Origin of the sequence: Nocardia sp. NPDC058518 (genome assembly GCF_042719655.1) — a bacterium.
Taxonomy (GTDB): Bacteria; Actinomycetota; Actinomycetes; order Mycobacteriales; family Mycobacteriaceae; genus Nocardia.
In genome coordinates, this window is sequence record NZ_JBHXNJ010000003.1 from 297,911 (window position 1) to 316,828 (window position 18,918).

Consider the following 18,918-nt stretch of genomic DNA (forward strand, 5'->3'; position numbering starts at 1 on the left):
TGTTCGGAATCTCCTGCGGTGCCGAGTTATTCGGCCCGAACCACCACGTCCTGGTGCGGCGCGTCGGCCGTGCCGGCGACGACTTCACGCCGCCAGGTCACCGTGAGGGGAATGGGCCCGTCCGGCAGCCACGGCATCGCCGCTACCGCATCGGCGACCTCCCATGTCCCGCGTTCGATGACGCCCAGCGCCGCGTCGACCACCATGTATTTCTGGGTGCCCTTGTGAACCGGTTGCGACTCCACCCACACAACGATCCATTCTCCCGGAGCGAACCCGACCCGTGCCTGGACCGCGTCGATCAGGTCGAGGTTGTGCAGGTGGCCGTCGCCGAAGTTGAAGCCGATCAGGGAGTTGCAGGCGAACTCGGCTTCGCGCACGGTCCAGCGATCGATGTCGGGAAGGTGCTTGTACAGCAGGGAGAACAAACCCCGGCCCTGACTGTGCATGGAACGCCAGGCGATGGTCTGCTGCATGGTGATCTCGGCGACCGCGGGCGGATATCCCATGGCCAGCAGTTGGTCGACCTGGTTGTCGGCGGGGCGGTGCGCGATGGTGTTCAGCTTCGCCTCCGCGCCCGGCGCGAATGCCCACAGCGCCGAGGCCCAGTTGCCTGCGTACTGGCGCATGGACGGCAGGAACGACACCAGATCGGGGCGCAGGTTGCCCAGCACGGGGAAGAAGGCGAGCCCGACGGCTATCGCCACCGTCAGCCACGGAGACGACATGTCGAATACGCCGTAGCCGCCCGAATTCGGGAAGCCGAGGAACAGGAAGACGGTGAGGTAGGCGAACAGGATGTTCCACTCCAGCGGTACCGCGAGCGGGAAGGTGGAGGTGATGAACAGGTGGAAGATCACCATCATCGCGACACCGGCCAGGGTCAGCCAGTGGTTCGTCGAGAACAGCAACACGATCGGGGTGACCACCTCCACGGCGGTACCACCGACGTGGGCCAGGAACGAAGCGACCCGTGAAGGTCGGATATCGCGCGGGAAGTCGCGGTAGTGGGCGCGTTTGATCGACCGGAACGGCATGGCCGGGCTGTTGGACACCATCGGAGGCACCACATTGGTGAAGTGCTTACCGAACTTGGAGACTCCCGCGCCGACCCACACGATCACGATCAGCAGCTTGGCCGCGATGATCATGTCGGTGAACGGCAGCACCGCGAAGAACAGCAGCGCGGGCAGGTACTGTTCGCCGCGAGCCGACAGGAAGATCGTCTTGTCCCGCAGCCCACACAGGATGTAGAGCACGATCGGCGCGATCAACAGTGCGGGTCGGACCAGCCCGGATGTGTTGTCCGGCAGCACTTCCAGCAGCGAAGCCGTCGTTCGGCCCGGTGCTACCAGAGCGATCACCAGCGAGGCGACAAAGCCGAGGTACAGGCCCACATCGACCACGGTGCGCGCGTCACCGTTGGTGAACGGCACCCGATGCCACGGACGCAAACGGATGCTTCCCAACCGGGCGAAATACAGGATGCCGCCGGTCATCGGCTTGAACTTGCCCGCCAGCGGCCCCCAGGAGCCAGCCACACCGACGGCTTCGAGCAGCACCGTCCACAGGACCAGCTTCTGGTAGACGACCGGCTGGTTCCACCACTGCGCCACATCCCAGAACGGACCGGTGCCCGAAGTCGCCGTCGCGATCGCGACACCGCCGATCATATAGAGCACAAGCACTTTCGCGAGATACACGGTATGGATCATCTTCGGCGTACCGAAACCGTATTCCGCCCAGTGCAGCGCCAATGTTCGAATACGTTCGCGTAGTGGCAAATCCAAGAATGTCTCGGTGTCCACCGGCGGGAAATCTCCCGTCTTGAATCCCATGGCTCGATCCCTTTCTTTCCTGCATCCGGGCGCGAGTGACCGCGACCGAAAGGTGGTCTTTCGTTCGAATCGGGTTGTGGTGCAGAACTGCTCAGGCGCGTGCGGCCATGACCCGCAGCTGCTTCTTGTCGATCTTGCCGACCGGATTGCGCGGCATCTCCTCGGTCAACACGATCGCGGCGGGGACTTTGAACGCGGCGAGCTCGGCGCGGCAGTGTTCGGTCAGCTCTTCGACGGTGACCGTGGCCTGTGGTGCGGTCACCACGTGGGCGACCGGCACCTCGCCCAGTACGACATCGGGCACACCCACCACCGCGGCTTCGTGGACGGCCGGATGCCGGTAGAGCGCGTTCTCGATTTCCTTGGGGTACAGGTTCTCGCCGGCGCGGATGATCATGTCCTTGATCCGGTCGACCAGGACCAGGTAGCCGTCGTCGTCGAAATAGCCGACGTCGCCGGTGTGCAGCCAGCCGTCCACCACGGTGTCGGCCGTTTCGGTCGGCTTGCCGAGATAGCCGCGCATCACATTCGCACCGCGAACGACGACCTCACCGGGTTCCCCGGGCGGCAGCAACGAGCCGTCGGCATCCATGATCGCCACCGTCTGGCCGGGCAGCGGCAGCCCGACAGTGCCCGGCTTCCGTCGGCCCGCTGCCGGATTGAGGGTCGACGCGCAGGTCCCCTCGGACAAGCCGTAACCCTCGACGATCGGCACGCCGAAGCGCTGCTCGAACCGGGCGATGAGCTCGGCGGGCATAGGCGCGGCACCGCAGATCGCCAAGCGCAACGAGGAACTGTCGGGGCTGGGACCTTCGGGCTGAGCCACCAGCATCGCGTAGATGGCAGGCACCGCGGAGAAATAGGTGGGCCGGACCCCTTCGACCGTGTCGAAGAACCCGGAGGCGGAGAACTTCCCGGCGATGGTGGCGCGCCCGCCCGCCAGCAGTGGCGACAGCACACTGACCACGATGCCGTTGACGTGGAACAGCGGCAGGATCAGCAGGCTGTGGTCGGTCTCGTTCAGACCGATCGCGTCGATGGTCATCGCGCACATGGCGGCGAGGTTCTCGTGGCCGAGTAGCACGCCCTTGGGCCTGCCCGTGGTGCCGCTGGTGTAGATGATCAGGGCCAGGCTGTCGGCCGATGTGGCTGCGGCGACGGGGCCCGCCTGCTCCGAGAGCGCTGCGACGTCGAGAGTGACCGCGGCCCTGCCGGATTCGCCGATGACTACTTCGGCGCCCGAGTCTTGGATCTGGTAACGGATGTCGTCGTCGGTGAGCCCGGGATTCACGGGAGTGACCGCGGCGCCGAGCCGCCAGGCCGCGAACAGGGCGACCACGAGGTCCACCCGGTTGGGCAGCACGACCGCGACGACGTCGTCGGGCCGCACTCCCGCGCGGTGCAGGACCGAGGCGGCGGTGTCGACCCGAGCGCGGAACTGCGCGTTCGACAGTGTGTCGGTGTCGTCGGCGATGCAGTTCCCGTGCGGGTCGACAGCCGCTCTGGCCTCGGGCAATTCCGCGATGTGTCGCATGATTCCTCACCGATAGTGAATGTGATCTGGGTTACATCACTCACGGTAGGACGCGGATTCGGCGCCGACTACGGGCCCGCGACCCAGCGTTGCGCCGCCGTGTTGTGCCACGAGCACAAACCGCGCCACGCACCCGAATGCCGGGGGTACTGTCTGCGGCCATGGCCCACGACAACGATCCACTCGTGCGGGCGGTGGCGGGCCGGATCAAGGCCGACATGGACCACCTGTCACCGACGATGACCACGATGTTCACCGAGGTCATCCCCGAATTCCGGCACGACGACGAAGTCCGCAGACTGATGGTGGCCAGCACCGAGTCCAACCTCGCCGCGATCCTGGACATGCTCACCCTGGCCATCGGCCTCGACGACATCACCGTCCCACCGGCCGCCGCCGAGTACGCCCGCCGCTTCGCCCAGCACGGCCTGGCGCTCGAGGCACTGCTGCGTGCCTATCGGCTCGGCGAGAACATGTTCATCCAGTGGACGATGGCCCTGCTGTCCGAGCTGAACCCGCCCACCGACGTCGCGCTGTCCACCGCCGCGCGCATCGCCTACCTGGTCAACAGCTATATCGACCAGGTGATCGAGGGCTTGATCGACATCTACGAGAACGAGCGCCGCCGCTGGGACGCGCGCACCGACGCCGCCCGCGCCGCGCAGGTGCGCGCCGTCGTCGACGCCGACGATCTGGATGTGGGCTCGGCCGAGCAGATGCTGTCGGCTTCCCTGCGCGGCTGGCACCAGTTCGCGATGCTGTGGACGCCGCCCGGAACCCGCGATCCTCGCGCGTCCCTGCGCGCGGGCACTGCCCTGTTGGCGGCCGCGACCGGCAAGACGCCGATGACCGTCGAGGTCGATGATCACAACCGGTGGGTGTGGATCTCCTCGGTGGCACGACCTGTGCTCGACACCGAACAGCTCGCCCTCGATCTGCGCGCCCATCCGAATCTGTCGATCACCCTGGGCGATCCGGCCACCGGCCTCGAAGGATTCCGCCAGACCTTCCGCGACGCACAGCAGGCCAGGGCGGTCGCACTGACCAGGCGAGACCATGGACTCACCGTCCATTCCGACGTGGCGTTGACCGCCCTGTTCGCCGACAGGGTACCCGAGATGCAGGTATGGGCAGGGCGCGTCCTCGGCGCGCTGATGGGCACCGACGAGACGGCCGTACGGCTGCGCGAGACCGTTCGCGCCTTCCTCGACGCCCGCGGCAGCTACACCGACGCCGCCGCTCGGCTACACGTCCACAAGAACACCGTCCACTACCGGGTGCGCAAAGCCGAAGAGCTACTCGGATATCCGCTCGGTGAGCGCAGGCTCGACATCGAAGTGGCCCTGCTGACCTGCGCCCAACTGGGCATCCCCGAGGCTCCGCACAACCTTCGTCGAGGCCGTCGTCCCTCGGCCGAGGCGAAAGCGGACGACGCAACCTGACGTCCCGCCCTGGTCGCGAGATAGCCGGGCGGGCACCTACGCGTGGGATTACCGGTCGAGTTGCCGAAGCCAGGCGAGATAGGCCGACGTTTCCGCCCGGAGATCGTCGACCGGCCAGCCTTCGGGTTGCAACGCCTCAGGAAGGGCGGGGTCGGTGGTGAGCAGGTCGAGCGCGGCGCTCACCACAGCGAATCGTGCTGCCGGGTCAGGGTTTTCGATGGCGTCGAGCAGGGCGTGAGCACGCGCCGACCAATCGGTCAGCGGCCACAGCGCAGCGGTGAGTTCGGCGGGATTCTCGACGGCTCGAAGTCGAAACCGGGTCGTGGTGGTGGCCAGGTCCGCGGGCAGCGCGCGGACGAGGTTGGCAGGCCGCAGCCAGACTCCCTCGCGGAGTTCGGCCAGACGAAGCGAGAGCAGCCTCGCGCGCAGGGCCGCGCGCTCGGCCGACGGGCGGCCGACTGCGGTGATGACGACCTGCTCCCAGTCACCGTCCCAGAGACGAACAGGCGGCGCGGCGAGCTCGGTCCGACGCGCCCGCAACGCGGGGTCGAGTGTGTAGGCGCGATGTTCGCGGACCAGCTCCCCCGCGGCCACCATCCGCGACACCGCGACACGCACAGCCGGTTCCGGATAGCCGACAGCGGTGGTAGCGGCACAGATTTCGCTCGAGGTCATCGTGGGCGAATCAGCCGCTATCAGAATCCGGATCACCGCCGAACGAGCCGACACCGGGCGGACCCGCGCGTCGAAGCCGGTAACAGCGGATTTCACGAACCCGAGTCTACATATTTCACTATTGCCACGACTGTCGGTCAACTGTAACGTCGCACAGCATGACAACGAGCACATCCACCACCTCGTTCCCGCTGGCCGGGCGCACCATGATCATGTCGGGCGGCAGCCGCGGCATCGGGCTCGCGATCGCCGTCGCCGCCGCCCGCGAAGGCGCCAACATCGTGCTGCTCGCCAAGACCGATACGCCCGACCCCCGGCTGCCGGGCACCATCCACACCGCCGCCGCCGAGATCGAAGCCGCCGGAGGGCAGGCGCTGGCCGTGGTCGGCGACGTGCGCGACGAAACATCGGTAGCCGATGCGGTGGCCCGCGCGGTCGAGCGTTTCGGCGGCATCGACTACTGCGTGAACAACGCCTCGGCGATTGCCCTCGCCCCCACCGAGGAGCTGCCGATCAAGCGATTCGACCTGATGCAGCAGATCCAGCTGCGCGGCACCTACCTGCTCTCGAGTGCGTGCCTGCCGCACCTGCGCCGCAGCGACAATGCCCACATCCTGAGCCTGTCGCCGCCGCTGAATCTCGCACCCGAATGGCTCGGCGCCTACCCCGCCTACATGCTCGCCAAATACGGGATGTCACTGCTCACCCTGGGCTGGGCCGCCGAATACGCCGAGCACGGCGTCGCGGGCAACTGCCTGTGGCCCGAGACTCTGATCGCCACCGCGGCGGTACAGAACCTGCTCGGCGGCGACGACGCGATCGCCAAAGCCCGCACCCCGCAGATCATGGCCGATGCCGCGGTGGCACTCTTGCGCAAGGACGCGCGGACCGTCACCGGGAACACGTTCCTCGACGTCGACGTGCTGCGCGCCGAAGGCATCACCGATCTCTCGCCCTACGGTGGTGCGGGCGATCTGGAATACGACATCTTCGTCGACCCGCCACAGAAACGCGATCCCGCCTGAACGGCGAGCGCCTGAAACCCCTCACGCCCCCCGAGCTTCAGCGTTCGCGTCCACGCTGGCGAACGAAGTGGATGGATCGCTTGCGGTGATCGCATTTTCGAACTCGCTGACGGTTCCAGGCCACGCATTGGTGATCGTGCCATCTGCACGCTTCCACCACGCCGTCGCTACACCACCGCACCAGATGGTCTGGGCGAGAGCATGATCCAGACGATCGAGGTAGGTCGCCATTGCCCGCTCGGTCACCTCCAGCGGTGCACCCAAGCCGGTGCTGAGGGCCAGGCACCGCATGATGTACCGGGCCTGATGCTGTTTGAGCGAGGGGTTGCTGTTCGAGGGGGTGAACGAATGCGGGCCTGCGATCATGTAGAGATTCGGAAAGCCCGGTACCGCGAGACCGTAGAAGGCGGTCGGTCGTCCTCGGCGCCGCCACTGGTCATGCAGGTCCAGACCACCGCGGCCACGGATCTGCACCCCACCGAGAAACGCAGGCGCACGGAACCCGGTGGCCCACACGATGACATCGGCGCGGCGCTCGGTGCCGTCGACGGTGCGGATTCCGTCCGGGCTGAGCCGATCGATGCGATCGGTGACCAGTTCGACGTGTGGCTGGGTCAGCGCCGGATAGAAGCCGCTGTCGAGGAGGATGCGTTTCTCCCCGATCCGGTAGTCCGGGGTGAGTGCGGCGCGCAGCTCGCGATCGCGCACGTGCCGCCGAAGATGGCCCCGCGCAGCGAGTTCGGCCGGTCTCGCTGACCACCCGCCGCGCATGATCGGTGCCAGCACCATGTCGGCAGCATGGGAGATCCCAGCCCGGTACAGCTCGTGCAGACCGGGGACATGCGTCAGTGCCCACCGCGATATCGGGCCGAACGACGCGGCCGGTTTCGGCAGGACCCAGGACGGGGACCGCTGATACACGGTGACACCGGCCGCGGTGCGGGCCAGCTCGGGAATCATCTGTGCCGCTGAGGAACCGGTGCCCACGACCGCGACCTGCCCGCTCAGGTCGGCGGTGTGGTCCCATCGCGCGGAGTGGAACGCACGTCCGCCGAAGATCTCCGTTCCGCGCAACTGCGGAATCGCGGGTCGATGCAACTGCCCGAGGGCCCACACGACCGCGTCGGTGCGGATCAGGTCCCCCGTGCCGGTACACAGTGTCCAGGTGCGGTCCGTGTCGGAGTAATGGGCGCTCACCACGGAGGCGTTGCAGCGTAGATGCTCGCGCAAACCGTTACGGTCGGCGACCTCCCGCATGTAGGTCAGGATCGCCTGCTGGTCCGGATAACGCACCCGGACATCTCGATAGGGGTCGAAGGCGAAGCTGTACAGGTGCGCGGGCACGTCGCAGGAACAGCCCGGATAGGTGTTCTCCCGCCACACCCCGCCGACCTCGGGTCCTTCTTCGAGGATCAGGAAGTCGCGCGCGCCGGCCTTCTTCAGTTCCGCGGCCATGGTGAGGCCGCCGAACCCGGCCCCGACGACTACAACGTCATGCTTGATCGTGGGCCCGGTCAAAGCCGCACCTGGGCGCTGCCCGATCGCGTGGCACCGACGGCGGCTGCGGAAATCGGCATGCGTGCCTCATTGGGGCACGCGAGAACGACAGGTACATCTACTGTGGTCATCGCAGAGTTCTCCAATTGTCTGCATGTGCTCTGTGGGCGGTGGCGACCGCTGCGCAGAGTTGTTTTTCGGGTGTCTCCCCGTGCTCGCGGGGAGACACCCGATCCGGTATCCGAAGAGAATGTGCGCAATCATTCAGCAATCGGTTCGTTCGACAGGTGTCCGTCGGTCGAGTCGGGGTGTCGTCATATTTCGGGCGCGATATGAGAACTGGGGCGCGACGAATCGACGCTCGCCGCGATCGCGGGCGTGGCGCGGTAGTTCTTCCTGATTCGACACACCACCGGGAACGAATGAATCAGGTTATCCAGCGGCTATTGCACTTGGTTAAAGTCTGTAGCGGAAAGTGCGCGATCCGCGTAGGCGATTAGCACGACTTATTGTGTGCGCTAATCGAATGGGCAGGGTGGCGACCCTGGGTCGCACGATCAAGGACTCGGCGGCGCATCGGCGCCGAGTACCTCTCGGCCGATTTCGCCGGCCAGTACCTCGGTCGAGTACGCCATGAGTTGCCCAGCCTCGGCGTCGCGCAGGTGCCGCTGAATCGGTGACCCACGCAGATAACCCGATGCTCCACCCACGCGCACACCCAGCTGCGCGACATCCACAGCGACCTTGTTCGCCAGATACTTCGCCCGTGACAGGGTGGAGAAGAAGGCAGGGTTCGCGTTGTCGGCTTCGCGCAGACCCTGGTCGTAGAGGGCGTGTGCGGCTGCGAGCCGGATCTGCACGTCGGCGACCTCGTGTTGCACCCACTGTTGGTCGGCCAGCGGATTGCCAAGGATCATCCGCGACCGCGCGTGTGCGACCAACGCGGCAAGTGCCGCGTCGGCGATGCCGAGGGAGATGGCGGGCAACCCGGCCGGGATCACCGCGAAATCACCCGGTCCCGGTGCGCGACCGCGGTATTCGGCGCGCAACACGGTGTTGTCGAAGGCCAGCAGTTGACTGCGGGTCGCTCGCAAACCGAGGGTGTCCCAGATCGGGATGATCGAAACGGACTCGTCCGGGATCACCCCGAAGAACGTCGGCGCCCCCGAGACCAGCGCGTTCACCAGTAGGTAGTCCGCGATCTCGCTACCGGAGACGAACCGTTTCGCGCCGGTGAGCGACCAGCCGCCCGCCACGGGTTCGGCCACTTGCTGCGGCTGCAGGAAGCGGTTCCCGCTGCCCGGTTCGGACAATGCGTTGGCGAACCGCTTACCCGCGAGGAACTCCTCGGCGAAGAACGTCCCCGCCGAATCGGCGGTCAACTCCGCCAATGCGACGCCCGCGCCGGCGTGCATCACCCAGATCGTCGCCGTGGACGGATCGGCCTTCGCCAGAATCCGGACCACTGTCCCGAACGACTGATAGCTCAATCCCAGCCCACCGAGCCGTCGAGGCAGCACCGCCCGATCGACCTGCGCATCGTGCAGCGCGGTCAACTCCGCGACCGGAATCTCGGCCCGCTCGTCGTAGTCGGCCGCGTCGGCGGCGAATCCCACCGCCAGTTCGGCCACCCGATCCAGGATCTCCTGCTCACCCGACTCCCGCGACGAACCGACTTGCGCGCTGATCACGAACTGCCCTCCGCTCCACCGGGATTCGATCACCGCCGCGATGGCCGCGGAGATCATTCGACCAGGATACGCAGCGCGCCGCGCTATGCCTCGGGATACGAGAACAGCCAACCACGGCGAAACCGTACGGACTCGTAATTACAAGGTAGTCAACATAATTCGCTCTCCCGAATGCCAACCGAAGAGGTTCGAGCGCGGATATTCTCGGAGCATGGACACCTCGGTTGTCATCCAGCGTCCGCCAGTAGCAGTGTTCCGGACGGTGCGGGACGGGGGAACCGTCGCGAGCCTGAGCGCTGCGGTCCGGGCCGCGGCGACGCGGACCGCGGGTGCGCTGGCGGAGGTGCCGACCCACGCCGGTCCGGTCGAGCGCACGCCCGCGTTGCAGCGAGGGGTGGCCGCTGTGGGCGAGATGGTCGACGCTCTGGCCGCCGAGGCGCCACCGGTCGTCGGTGAGGATCTGCCCGCGGAATCGGTGAGTCAGTCGTTCTTCCGGGTCCGTGAGGTGGAGCTGTCCGACCAGCAGGCGGCACTGCACGGTGCAATGGTCATCCATCGCGGTGTGGCGGACCTGTGCAGGGCCCCGCTGTCCGGTGCGGATCTGGCGGTGGAGGTCGCGGGCATGCGGCAGGCCGTGCTCGACCTCACCGGTGCCGCGGAGGCCGACGGGCCGACCGATGCCCTCCCCGTTCCCGCTGCGGTGGAAGGTGTTTCGCTGGAGAGCGAGTGGACGGCCCGGTGGCTGGTCGGGCATCAGGTGCACGTCCTGTTCAACATCTGCGCGGCCATCGCGGTGACCGATGCCGCGCACCATCTCCGCCACGGCGCGACCGAGGCCGCGCTGGACCGGCTCGACCATGCGACCACCTACGTGCGTGGCTTCCCGGCGGCGATGACCCACGCCAGCACGATCCCGGTGGACTACTACATGGCCGCCGTTCGCCCCAGCATGCAGCCACCGGAGGTGTCGATCCCCTTGAGCGGGCGGCAGCATCGCGGCTACAAGATCTTCCGCAGCGCGATGAAGGACCTGCTCGCCGTGGTGCCGGACTCCTACGATGCGCTCTCGGCCCGCGATCCGGAGCTCGCCGCCGCCCGCGACGCCCTCCTCGAGGCCGACCTCGTCGACAGCGAACGTCATGTCACGCTCGCCTACTCCATGGTGCGGCTGCGCCGTTCCATCGCGCAGTTGCCCACCGGCCCGGACAATGCCGTCGGTGAGCTCCGGCTGATGCGCCATCGGCGGGCCGCGCAGTACGCACCGCTGATCCGGTTCGGCGATCACTACATCGCCAACGCCGTGTCCGCCCTGCGGCACGGATGAGAAGCAGATGTGCTGAACCGGGAGAGCGTCGATGCACGAAATCACTGACACCGTCGATATCGCAGACCTGGAGTTGACTCCAGCTGATACCTCCGAGATCGATCAACTCGCTCGTGCGCTGTGTTCCGGAGAGCAGGACCGGGTGGACGACCCAGCGTGGGTCGCGCGCGCCCGGTACTCCTCGGATGCGTTACCGCTGAGGCTGCGTCGCGGCGTTCGGCAGTTCCGTCGGCACTCGGGACCACTGGGATCGCTGGTGATCCGCGGCCTGCCGGTGGACGAAATGAGGTTGCCCGACACACCATCGACAGCGGACTCGGTGCAGCGTGCCGCGGTGGTCTCCGCCGCCGTACTCACCATGATCGCCTGCGGGCTCGGCGACCCGATCGCGTATCTGGCCGAGAAGTCCGGCGCCCTCGTGCAGGACGTGGTACCGGTGCGTGGCAAGGAAACCTTCTCCGGGAACGCCGGTTCGGTGTTGCTGACCTTCCACAACGAGAACGCCTTCCACCTGCACGAACCCGACTATGTGCTGCTGCTGTGCTTGCGCGGCGACCACGATCGGATCGCCGGTCTGCGGACCGCGTGTCTGCGCCGAGCACTGCCCTTGCTCAGCACAGCGGCCCGGGAAACGCTGTTCGCACCGGAATTCGTTACGGCACCACCACCGTCGTTCCCTTCCGACAACGCCGTACGCTCACCGCAGCCGCTGCTGTCGGGTGCGGTCGACGACCCCGATATCCGGATGGCCACGATCGCCACTACCGCGCTGACCCCGCGCGCCGAGGCAGCGCTGACCGAATTCGGCCGAGCCTGCGACTCGGTCGCCCGCACCACGGTGCTCACCCCTGGCGACCTGGCCATCATCGACAATCGGGTCACTGTCCACGGCCGCACCGCCTTCCGGCCTCGCTACGACGGCGCGGACCGCTGGGTACAGCGCACGTTCGCCGTCACCGACCTGCGCCGCTCCCGCGACCACCGACCGGACGACGGATACGTCCTCACCCGATGACCTTCTCCACGATCAATCCATAGCCGCCGTCTCGGTCGTAACAGGCTGCGCCGCTGAGGCTTTCGTGGGCGATGCCGGCCACCACACCTTGTCGCCGAGTAGTGCGAACAGTGCCGGGACGACCAACGTCCGGACGACGAACGTATCGAGCAGGATGCCGATCCCGACCACGATGCCCAGCTGGGTCAGGGTGATCAACGGCAGCACACCGAGAACGCAGAACACCGCGGCGAGGACGACACCGGCGCTGGTGATGACGGCGCCGGTCGAGGCGACGGCGCGCACCATCCCCTGGGTGGTACCGTGCGCGCCCGCCTCCTCGCGCGCCCTGGTCACCAGGAAGATCGTGTAATCCACACCCAGCGCGACCAGGAACAGGAAGCCGAACAGCGGCACGTTCGTGTCCAGCGCGGGGAAGCCGAAGACCGAGCCACTGATCCAGCTGCCCGCACCGAGCGCGGCGAGCGCGCTGAGAACCGTGACGCCGACGAGCAGCACGGCGGCAGGCACCGCGCGCAGCAGTGCCAGCAACACCAGCAGCACGACGGCGAGGATCAGCGGAATGACCAGCGCCTGGTCTCGGCGGGCAGCGTCTCGGATGTCGAGTGCTTCGGCGTCGGAACCGCCGACGAGGGCCTCGGCGCCGGGGACCGCGCCGACCGCGGTCCTGATCGCGGCGATGGTGGTGAACGCTTCCGCCGAGCCCGGCGCGGCGTCCAGCACAACCGACCACCGTGTCGAACCGTCAGCGGATACCGCGCCTGCCGTGGCGCGCGAAATGCCCTGTACGCCATCGAGTGCCGACTGTATCTGTGCGGTGGTCGTGCTCCGCGCGATCACCACGGCCGGATCCGACGAGCCGGACGGGAAGTGTTCGGCCATCGTCTCCAGCCCATCGACCGACTCGGCCTCGACCCGGAACTGCTCGGTTTGCGAAAGCCCGATGTCGGTGGCCGCGAGCCCGGTCGCGAACACGATCAGCACCGCCGAAGCCGCCCCGGCGACCACGGCCGGTCGCCGCACCACCCGCTTCGCGACGACCGCCCAGACGCCCTGCTCGGCCGCGTCGCGACCGTCCGCGCGCGGCACGAACGGCCAGAAGACCCGCCGCCCGCACAGTGCCAGCATGGGCGGCAACGCGGCGAGCACGAAGATCAGCGCCACCAGGAGGCCGGCCGCTGCGAACGCGCCGAGGCTGCGGGTGTTGGGCAGCAGTGCGAGCAACAGGGTCAGCAGGGCAAGGACCACGGTGACATTGCTGGCGACGATGGCGGGCGCGGCGTGACGCACCGCGGCGCGCAACGCCGCTCGGTGGTCGGTGTGGCGATGCAGTTCGTCGCGGTAGCGCGACACCAGCAGCAGTGCGTAATTCGTTCCCGCTCCGAAGACCAGAACGCTGGTGATGCCCGAAGTCGAACCGTCGAAAGTGAGGCCGGTGAGCTCGGCCAGCAGTGTGCCGACGCTGGTGGCGACGCGGTCGGCGAGACCGACCACCGTCAACGGCACCAACCACAGCACCGGCGATCGATAGGTGACGATGAGCAAGGCCATCACCACGATCGCGGTGACGATCAGCAACAGCGCGTTCGCACCGGAGAAGGAGTCGGCGATGTCGGCGCCGAAAGCCGGTCCGCCGGTGATCTGCACGCGCAGCGTATCGGGTAGGTCGGTGGCGACGGCGGCGCGCAGTTCGCCGATCCGGTCGGTGAGCGCGAAGCCGTTGAGCTGCGCGGACACCGGAATCTGGGCGAGCGCGGCGCGCCCGTCGGGAGCCAGGATCACCCGGGCGCTCTCGGTTGACGGCACGCCGGCGCGGGCGAGCGCCGCGTCCATCGCCGCGAGATCGCCGGGTGCCAGTGTGCCGTCGTCGGTGCGCGTGACCACCATGATCGCGGCGGCCGTTCCGGCATCGGGAAACCGTGCGGCGGCCTCGGCCGCCGAGGCGGATTCCGCCGACCGCGGCAATGACACCGGCGCCTGGCCCGCGCTGTCGTTGCTGCCCGCCAGTGCCATCACCGCCATGGCTGCCGCGACGACAACCAGCAGCACCGCCCACGATCGCCGACCGGTGACCAGCCCGGCGAAGCTGTCCCATCCGTTTCCGGAGTTCACTCGCATCACGCGGAAAACTATTTCAGAAACTTAAGTATTCGGCAATGCCGACAGTTTCGGCAGCTAAGCTCGCTGTCTGGCAGAGAGAGGAGATCGCGCGTGGGTGACGACACCACCGACCCGGAACCAGCCGTCGGCCGGTCGGAGTTGGAAACCGAGATAGCTCGGGATCTGCGTGCGATGACCGCGATCTCCGAACAGATCGGTCACGTCTTCGCGCAATCGAACGACCTGCGCCCCAACGATTTCCGGGCCCTGATGCATGTCGCGACAGCCGACGCCGAGGGCTCGCCGGTGAGCGCGGGCCAGCTGAGCAAGCTGATGGGTGTCTCCGCACCCGCCGTCACCTATCTGGTCGAGCGGATGATCGAATCCGGACACCTCGAACGCGTGTCCGACCCGGCCGACCGGCGCCGGGTCCACCTGAGCTATACCGACCAGGGCATGTCGGTCGCGGCCGGATTCTTCGGGCCCCTCAGCGCTCGTACCCGCGCCGCGATGGCCGCGCTGCCCGATGCCGACCTGACGGCCGCCCACCGCGTGCTCGTCGCGGTCACGGCCGCGCTCCGCGAGTTCTATACCGAACTACCGGACTCGGGGCACGCCGCCGAATAAGACCTGGTAGATGGCCTCGTCGGGACGCTGGGCAACATGAGCCCGATCACAACCGACGTCTCGACCGATCGCCGAGCCTGCTCGCTACGAATAACGAGGAGCTCTCAGATCGATCGGATTAGGTGATCTATGACAACCACAGTGGGAATATCAGCGGAGTTCGCTGTCATCCGCGGGGTACTGCTGTCGAGCACGCCGAGTGCACGACCGGAGGTCCTGCAGTCCGTCGAGCAGCGCGTCGATCACGGTGGGTCGATCGTCAGCGCACTGGACGCCCTCACCGAGACGGAACCGCGCATCGCGGACGTCGCCGTCGCGTACCACACGCCACAGGAACGGAAGAAGATCGTCTCGCAGCTGGCGTCCGGCAGCTGGCAGACATCGTCGCTGGTCTCGATCCGATCGGCGCTGTTCGCGCTGGTCGGCGGCACGCCGGAGCTGGACGAGTTCAGGACCGTGGTGGTGCTGAACCTTACCGATCGCATCGCGACCGCCGTGCTGGTCGGGGCAGATCGTGGGCAGATCCTGGCGTCGGACTCCTGGACCACCCAGTTCGGCGGCGACACCGCCGCCGATGGTCCCACCGAAGTGGTCGACGCGGACCCGATGAGCGAGACGATCGGTCGAGTGCGGTCGATGCTGGCTTCGATTCCGACACATCCCAGCGTGATCGCCCTCGGTGGCTCGGGGGCGGCCGAACCCGATATCGCGGCGATCTTGCAGGACGAACTCGCCGCGCCTGTTGTCCTCCTGCCGGACTTCGCCGACGCGGCCGCGCGGGGAGCGGCGCTGATCGCTGCCGACCAGGTGCACAACCGGTCCGCCGCAGCACCGAAAGAGCCCCGGAGCCCCAGGCGGGCACCGCTGGCCGCGGCAGTCGCCGCGGCGCTGCTCGTCGCGTCCGGATTCGCGGTGACACAAGTGCTGGACGACAGCTCATCAGCTGTGGGTTCTCCCGACACGACCAGTGCGTCGCCGCCGCCGAATTCAGCGACGGGCATCGAGCCCACGACCGATGCACAAGGTCCGATCTCGCCCGCGGGCTCTGCCTCACCATCGACGGCCGCCCCGACCCCGGCACCAGACCCTGGCCAGGCGGCAGGCGTCGGCCCCGCTACTGGGGCGCCACCGGCGACCGCCCCGACCCCCGCTCCGCAGTGGGATCCAGTGGAACCCGAGTGGGTGCCGGAGGAACCCGAGTGGGCTCCCACCACTGCGGCGAACCCGAGAGCTCCATCCACACCGGCGAGCTCACAGCAAGAGGCCACACCGACTGGCACGCCGACACCGACAAAGGTCGGCGCCCCCGACCAGAACGGGCTGTTCCCAGGAGAAGCCCCACCCCCACCGGCCGGTGTCGACCCCGCAGCGGAACGCGCATGGTGGGACAACCACTGGAACCTGAAGCAACGTTGGTTGCACGGCCGCTGAATCGCCCCGCCTGCCCGCCCAGCCGAACCCCACACTGTCAGCCGGAACGTGGATTCATGGGAATCACATAGGGCGCGATCGAACCGAGCTTCTCGCAGGTCTCCTCGAATTCACGTTCGGGTACGGAGTCGGCGACGATACCCGCGCCCGCCCGCAGCCACGCGCCGTCACCCTCCTGATAGACCGCCCGCAGGACGAGGGCGGCGTCGAGGGCGCCGCTGTGCGATATCCGCAGGACCGCACCGGAATACAGGCCGCGGGGTTCGTCCATCCGCGAGATCGCGTCGAGCGATTCACGCTTGGGAATGCCGGAGGCGGTCACCGCCGGGAACACCGCTTCCAGTGCGTCCCAGGCGTTTCGGTCGTCGGCCAGCACGCCCTGGACAAGCGACGCCAGATGCTGGACGCTCCCGCGTTCCCGGATGCCCATGAACTCCTCGACGCTGACCGACTCCGGTGCACAGATCGTGCGCATCTCCCCCACCGCGGCCAGCACCGACACCGCGTGCTCGTAGATCTCCTTCGGATCGGTGCGCAGCTCGGTGCGGGCGGCGGCATCAGCTCGCGCGCCGCGACCGAACGCGCGCGTGCCGGCCAGCGGCTGCGTCGCGACCCGGCGGTCCGCGTCGACGGTGACGATCACCTCGGGACTGAAACCGGCTGCCGCGGCACCATCGAGCCGGAGCAGGAACGAACGAGCAGGCGTATTCGCCCTCCGGCCGAGCTCGTAGGTCGCCGGAAGATCGACCGGGAAGGGTAGCCGCACCGAGCGGGACAGGATCACCTTCTGATACTGACCCTGTCGAATCTCCTTGACGGCCTGCGCAACCCGGCCTCGATAGGCCGATTCCTCTGTCCGGATGTCGATTCCGACCGCGGCGTGATCAGCCGACTGCGCGGGAGCGGCGAGCTGGGCACGGATGCGGTCTCGGTCGCTCGCGTCCACACTGCGGATCGACACGCGCCGACCGTTGAGCCGTACCTCGGTGCGGGGAACGATGAGTCGAACCAGCGGTCCGCTCGGCGGCGCGGCACCTCGGCGACGCACATGCGCGAGCAGTTCCGCGAATCCGAAATTCACCCGGCCGTAGGCGTGCCAATCGTCGATCGGCAACTGCGCCAGCGCCGCGTGCAATGCGCTGCCCGGCGACCCGGACCACTCCCGGACGTACTCCGTGTCGCCGCAACGGCAGTAGATCCGCTGTGCGTCCATGGTGACAGTCGCGAGTCTTCCTGCGGCGAAACACCATTCACCGGCACTCTCGTAGAGCACATAGTCGTCGACGGCCTCGCGTGCCAGGCCGACGGCCGAGGCGATCGGGTCGTGGGCAAGGGCGAAGGACTCGAAGTCGTACTCGATCATCGGTTCGCCTCGTTCAGTGCCGCGTCCGCCGCGCGGTCGGCCGACAGCTCCGCACCCGGGTCGCGCCGGTCCAGGATCGAACGCAGGATCTCGCCCGCGCGGACCGCGGTGGCCGACAACAACGACGAGGTGATGCCGTGCGAGTGCTCGGTCCCGCCCTGGAGGTACAGCCCGCCGATCGAATCGGGCATGGCCAGCCGGTAGTCCCGTTCGATCTGCCAGCGGCCCTGTTCGTCCGTCCGGCAGTGCTGGGCCAGCTCCCCCAGCAGCGGCGACGGGTCGGCGGGCAGGTAGCCGGTGGAGTAGACCACCACATCGGCGTCCAGCACGGTCTTCTCGCCGCTGGTCGAGGACTCGACGACGACCCGGACTCCGTCGCCGGTTTCGACCACCTCGGTGACCCGCGACGCGTTGAAGATCCGTAGCCGATGCTCGCCGCCCACCTTCTCCCGGTAGCAGCGGCGGTAGAGATCGTCGATGAGGTCGAGATCCACGACCGAATAGTTGGTGTTGCCGTGGTAGGCCATCAGCTGCTGCTTGACCTCTTCCGGCGCGGAGTAGAAGGCATCGACCCCGTCCGGGTCGAATATCCGGTTGGCGAACGGACTGTCGTCCGACGGGCTGTAGCCGTAGCGCGCGAAGACCGAACAGACTGTGGCAGCGGGGAATCGGTCGTGCAGGAAGGCGGTTACCTCGGCGGCGCTCTGCCCCGATCCGACGACCACGCACATCGTGGGGTCGGTCAGCTCCTCGACGCGGTGCAGCAGCTCGTGGTTGTGCCAGACACGGTCGGTGGGCGTGATTCCCTCGGGCAGGCGTGGCCGCAGGCCGGTCGCGAGCACGACATTGCGGCCGTGGAAGACCCGGCCGTCGGCGAGGCGCACTTCGAACAGATCAGCCACCGGCGTCACCGCGACGACCTCGCTCCCGTAGGACACCAGGTGTTCGACGCCTGCGGCAGCCCACTCCAGATAGTCGTGGAACTCGACCCGAAGCGGGAACAGCCGCTTGTGGTTGATGAAGTCGACCAACCGCCCCCGCTCGTGCAGGTACGCGAGAAAGCTGAACTCGCTGACCGGGTTTCGCATGGTGACCAGGTCCTTCAGAAACGACACCTGCATGGTGGCGTCCTCGATCAACATCCCGCGATGCCACCCGAAACGCGGCTGGCGCTCCAGGAAATGGGCCGACACCGCAGCGTCGGTCTCGGCATCGAGTTCGCTGACGGCGATGGCCAGTGCGAGGTTCGAGGGGCCGAAGCCGACCCCGATCAGGTCATGGACCGGAGCATCGTGACATACCGGCATTTTTGTCCCATCCACTCGATGAAAGCGCAAAGCTAGCCTAGCCTAAGTT

Annotated in this window: 14 protein-coding genes; 6 read left to right on the forward strand and 8 right to left on the reverse strand. The window is 67.4% G+C overall.

Translation table 11 applies throughout. The annotated features are described in order from the left end of the window. Nucleotides 1-26: 26 nt before the first annotated feature. Entirely contained in the window at nucleotides 27-1,838 is a 1,812-nt protein-coding gene (locus tag ACFWPX_RS08460; RefSeq protein WP_378926839.1) for a DUF3556 domain-containing protein, read from the reverse strand. A 91-nt stretch (nucleotides 1,839-1,929) separates the two neighbouring features. Continuing rightward, nucleotides 1,930-3,372, reverse strand: coding sequence for a class I adenylate-forming enzyme family protein (locus ACFWPX_RS08465; RefSeq protein ID WP_378926840.1), 1,443 nt, complete (start codon nucleotides 3,370-3,372; stop codon nucleotides 1,930-1,932). 161 nt (nucleotides 3,373-3,533) lie between these two features. Here ACFWPX_RS08465 and ACFWPX_RS08470 point away from each other — a divergent pair, with 161 nt between their 5' ends. Further along, nucleotides 3,534-4,814 carry a PucR family transcriptional regulator gene (locus ACFWPX_RS08470; protein WP_378926841.1) on the forward strand — a complete coding sequence of 427 codons (1,281 nt, stop codon included), beginning with the start codon at nucleotides 3,534-3,536 and terminating at the stop codon, nucleotides 4,812-4,814. Nucleotides 4,815-4,862: 48 nt separating this feature from the next. Here the strand turns inward: ACFWPX_RS08470 and ACFWPX_RS08475 are convergent, their stop codons facing one another. Further along, nucleotides 4,863-5,585 (reverse strand): PaaX domain-containing protein, C- domain protein, encoded by a 723-nt coding sequence (locus ACFWPX_RS08475; protein ID WP_378926842.1) that lies wholly within the window; start codon nucleotides 5,583-5,585, stop codon nucleotides 4,863-4,865. A 62-nt stretch (nucleotides 5,586-5,647) separates the two neighbouring features. Between ACFWPX_RS08475 and ACFWPX_RS08480 the strand changes: the two genes are divergently transcribed. After that, entirely contained in the window at nucleotides 5,648-6,514 is an 867-nt protein-coding gene (locus tag ACFWPX_RS08480) for an SDR family oxidoreductase (RefSeq protein ID WP_378926843.1), read from the forward strand. Between the two features lie 21 nt (nucleotides 6,515-6,535). Here ACFWPX_RS08480 and ACFWPX_RS08485 read toward each other — a convergent pair whose 3' ends face one another. Together ACFWPX_RS08485 and ACFWPX_RS08490 are read right to left on the reverse strand one after the other, a co-directional pair. Beyond that, on the reverse strand, nucleotides 6,536-8,032 hold the full coding sequence (locus ACFWPX_RS08485; protein WP_378926844.1) for a flavin-containing monooxygenase: 1,497 nt from the start codon (nucleotides 8,030-8,032) through the stop codon (nucleotides 6,536-6,538). 536 nt (nucleotides 8,033-8,568) lie between these two features. Beyond that, on the reverse strand, nucleotides 8,569-9,759 hold the full coding sequence (locus ACFWPX_RS08490; RefSeq protein ID WP_378926845.1) for an acyl-CoA dehydrogenase family protein: 1,191 nt from the start codon (nucleotides 9,757-9,759) through the stop codon (nucleotides 8,569-8,571). 154 nt (nucleotides 9,760-9,913) lie between these two features. On the opposite strand from ACFWPX_RS08490, the gene ACFWPX_RS08495 reads away from it, so the two are divergent. Next, on the forward strand, nucleotides 9,914-11,026 hold the full coding sequence (locus ACFWPX_RS08495) for a hypothetical protein (RefSeq protein ID WP_378926846.1): 1,113 nt from the start codon (nucleotides 9,914-9,916) through the stop codon (nucleotides 11,024-11,026). A 31-nt stretch (nucleotides 11,027-11,057) separates the two neighbouring features. Next, nucleotides 11,058-12,041, forward strand: coding sequence for a TauD/TfdA family dioxygenase (locus ACFWPX_RS08500; RefSeq protein WP_378926847.1), 984 nt, complete (start codon nucleotides 11,058-11,060; stop codon nucleotides 12,039-12,041). Between the two features lie 12 nt (nucleotides 12,042-12,053). Here ACFWPX_RS08500 and ACFWPX_RS08505 read toward each other — a convergent pair whose 3' ends face one another. Next, complete coding sequence (locus ACFWPX_RS08505) at nucleotides 12,054-14,159, reverse strand: MMPL family transporter (protein ID WP_378926968.1); 2,106 nt, start codon at nucleotides 14,157-14,159, stop codon at nucleotides 12,054-12,056. A 174-nt stretch (nucleotides 14,160-14,333) separates the two neighbouring features. Here ACFWPX_RS08505 and ACFWPX_RS08510 point away from each other — a divergent pair, with 174 nt between their 5' ends. After that, a complete protein-coding gene (locus ACFWPX_RS08510; protein WP_378918146.1) occupies nucleotides 14,334-14,768 on the forward strand; it encodes a MarR family winged helix-turn-helix transcriptional regulator in 435 nt (144 codons plus the stop codon). Nucleotides 14,769-14,897: 129 nt separating this feature from the next. After that, the gene (locus tag ACFWPX_RS08515) at nucleotides 14,898-16,199 is read left to right on the forward strand and encodes a hypothetical protein (RefSeq protein WP_378926848.1); all 1,302 of its coding nucleotides are present in this window, start codon (nucleotides 14,898-14,900) and stop codon (nucleotides 16,197-16,199) included. Between the two features lie 37 nt (nucleotides 16,200-16,236). Here the strand turns inward: ACFWPX_RS08515 and ACFWPX_RS08520 are convergent, their stop codons facing one another. Beyond that, a complete protein-coding gene (locus ACFWPX_RS08520) occupies nucleotides 16,237-17,562 on the reverse strand; it encodes a salicylate synthase (protein WP_378926849.1) in 1,326 nt (441 codons plus the stop codon). After that, nucleotides 17,559-18,836 (reverse strand): lysine N(6)-hydroxylase/L-ornithine N(5)-oxygenase family protein, encoded by a 1,278-nt coding sequence (locus ACFWPX_RS08525; protein ID WP_378926969.1) that lies wholly within the window; start codon nucleotides 18,834-18,836, stop codon nucleotides 17,559-17,561. The genes ACFWPX_RS08520 and ACFWPX_RS08525 overlap by 4 nt, the downstream gene beginning before the upstream one ends. Nucleotides 18,837-18,918: the final 82 nt, after the last annotated feature.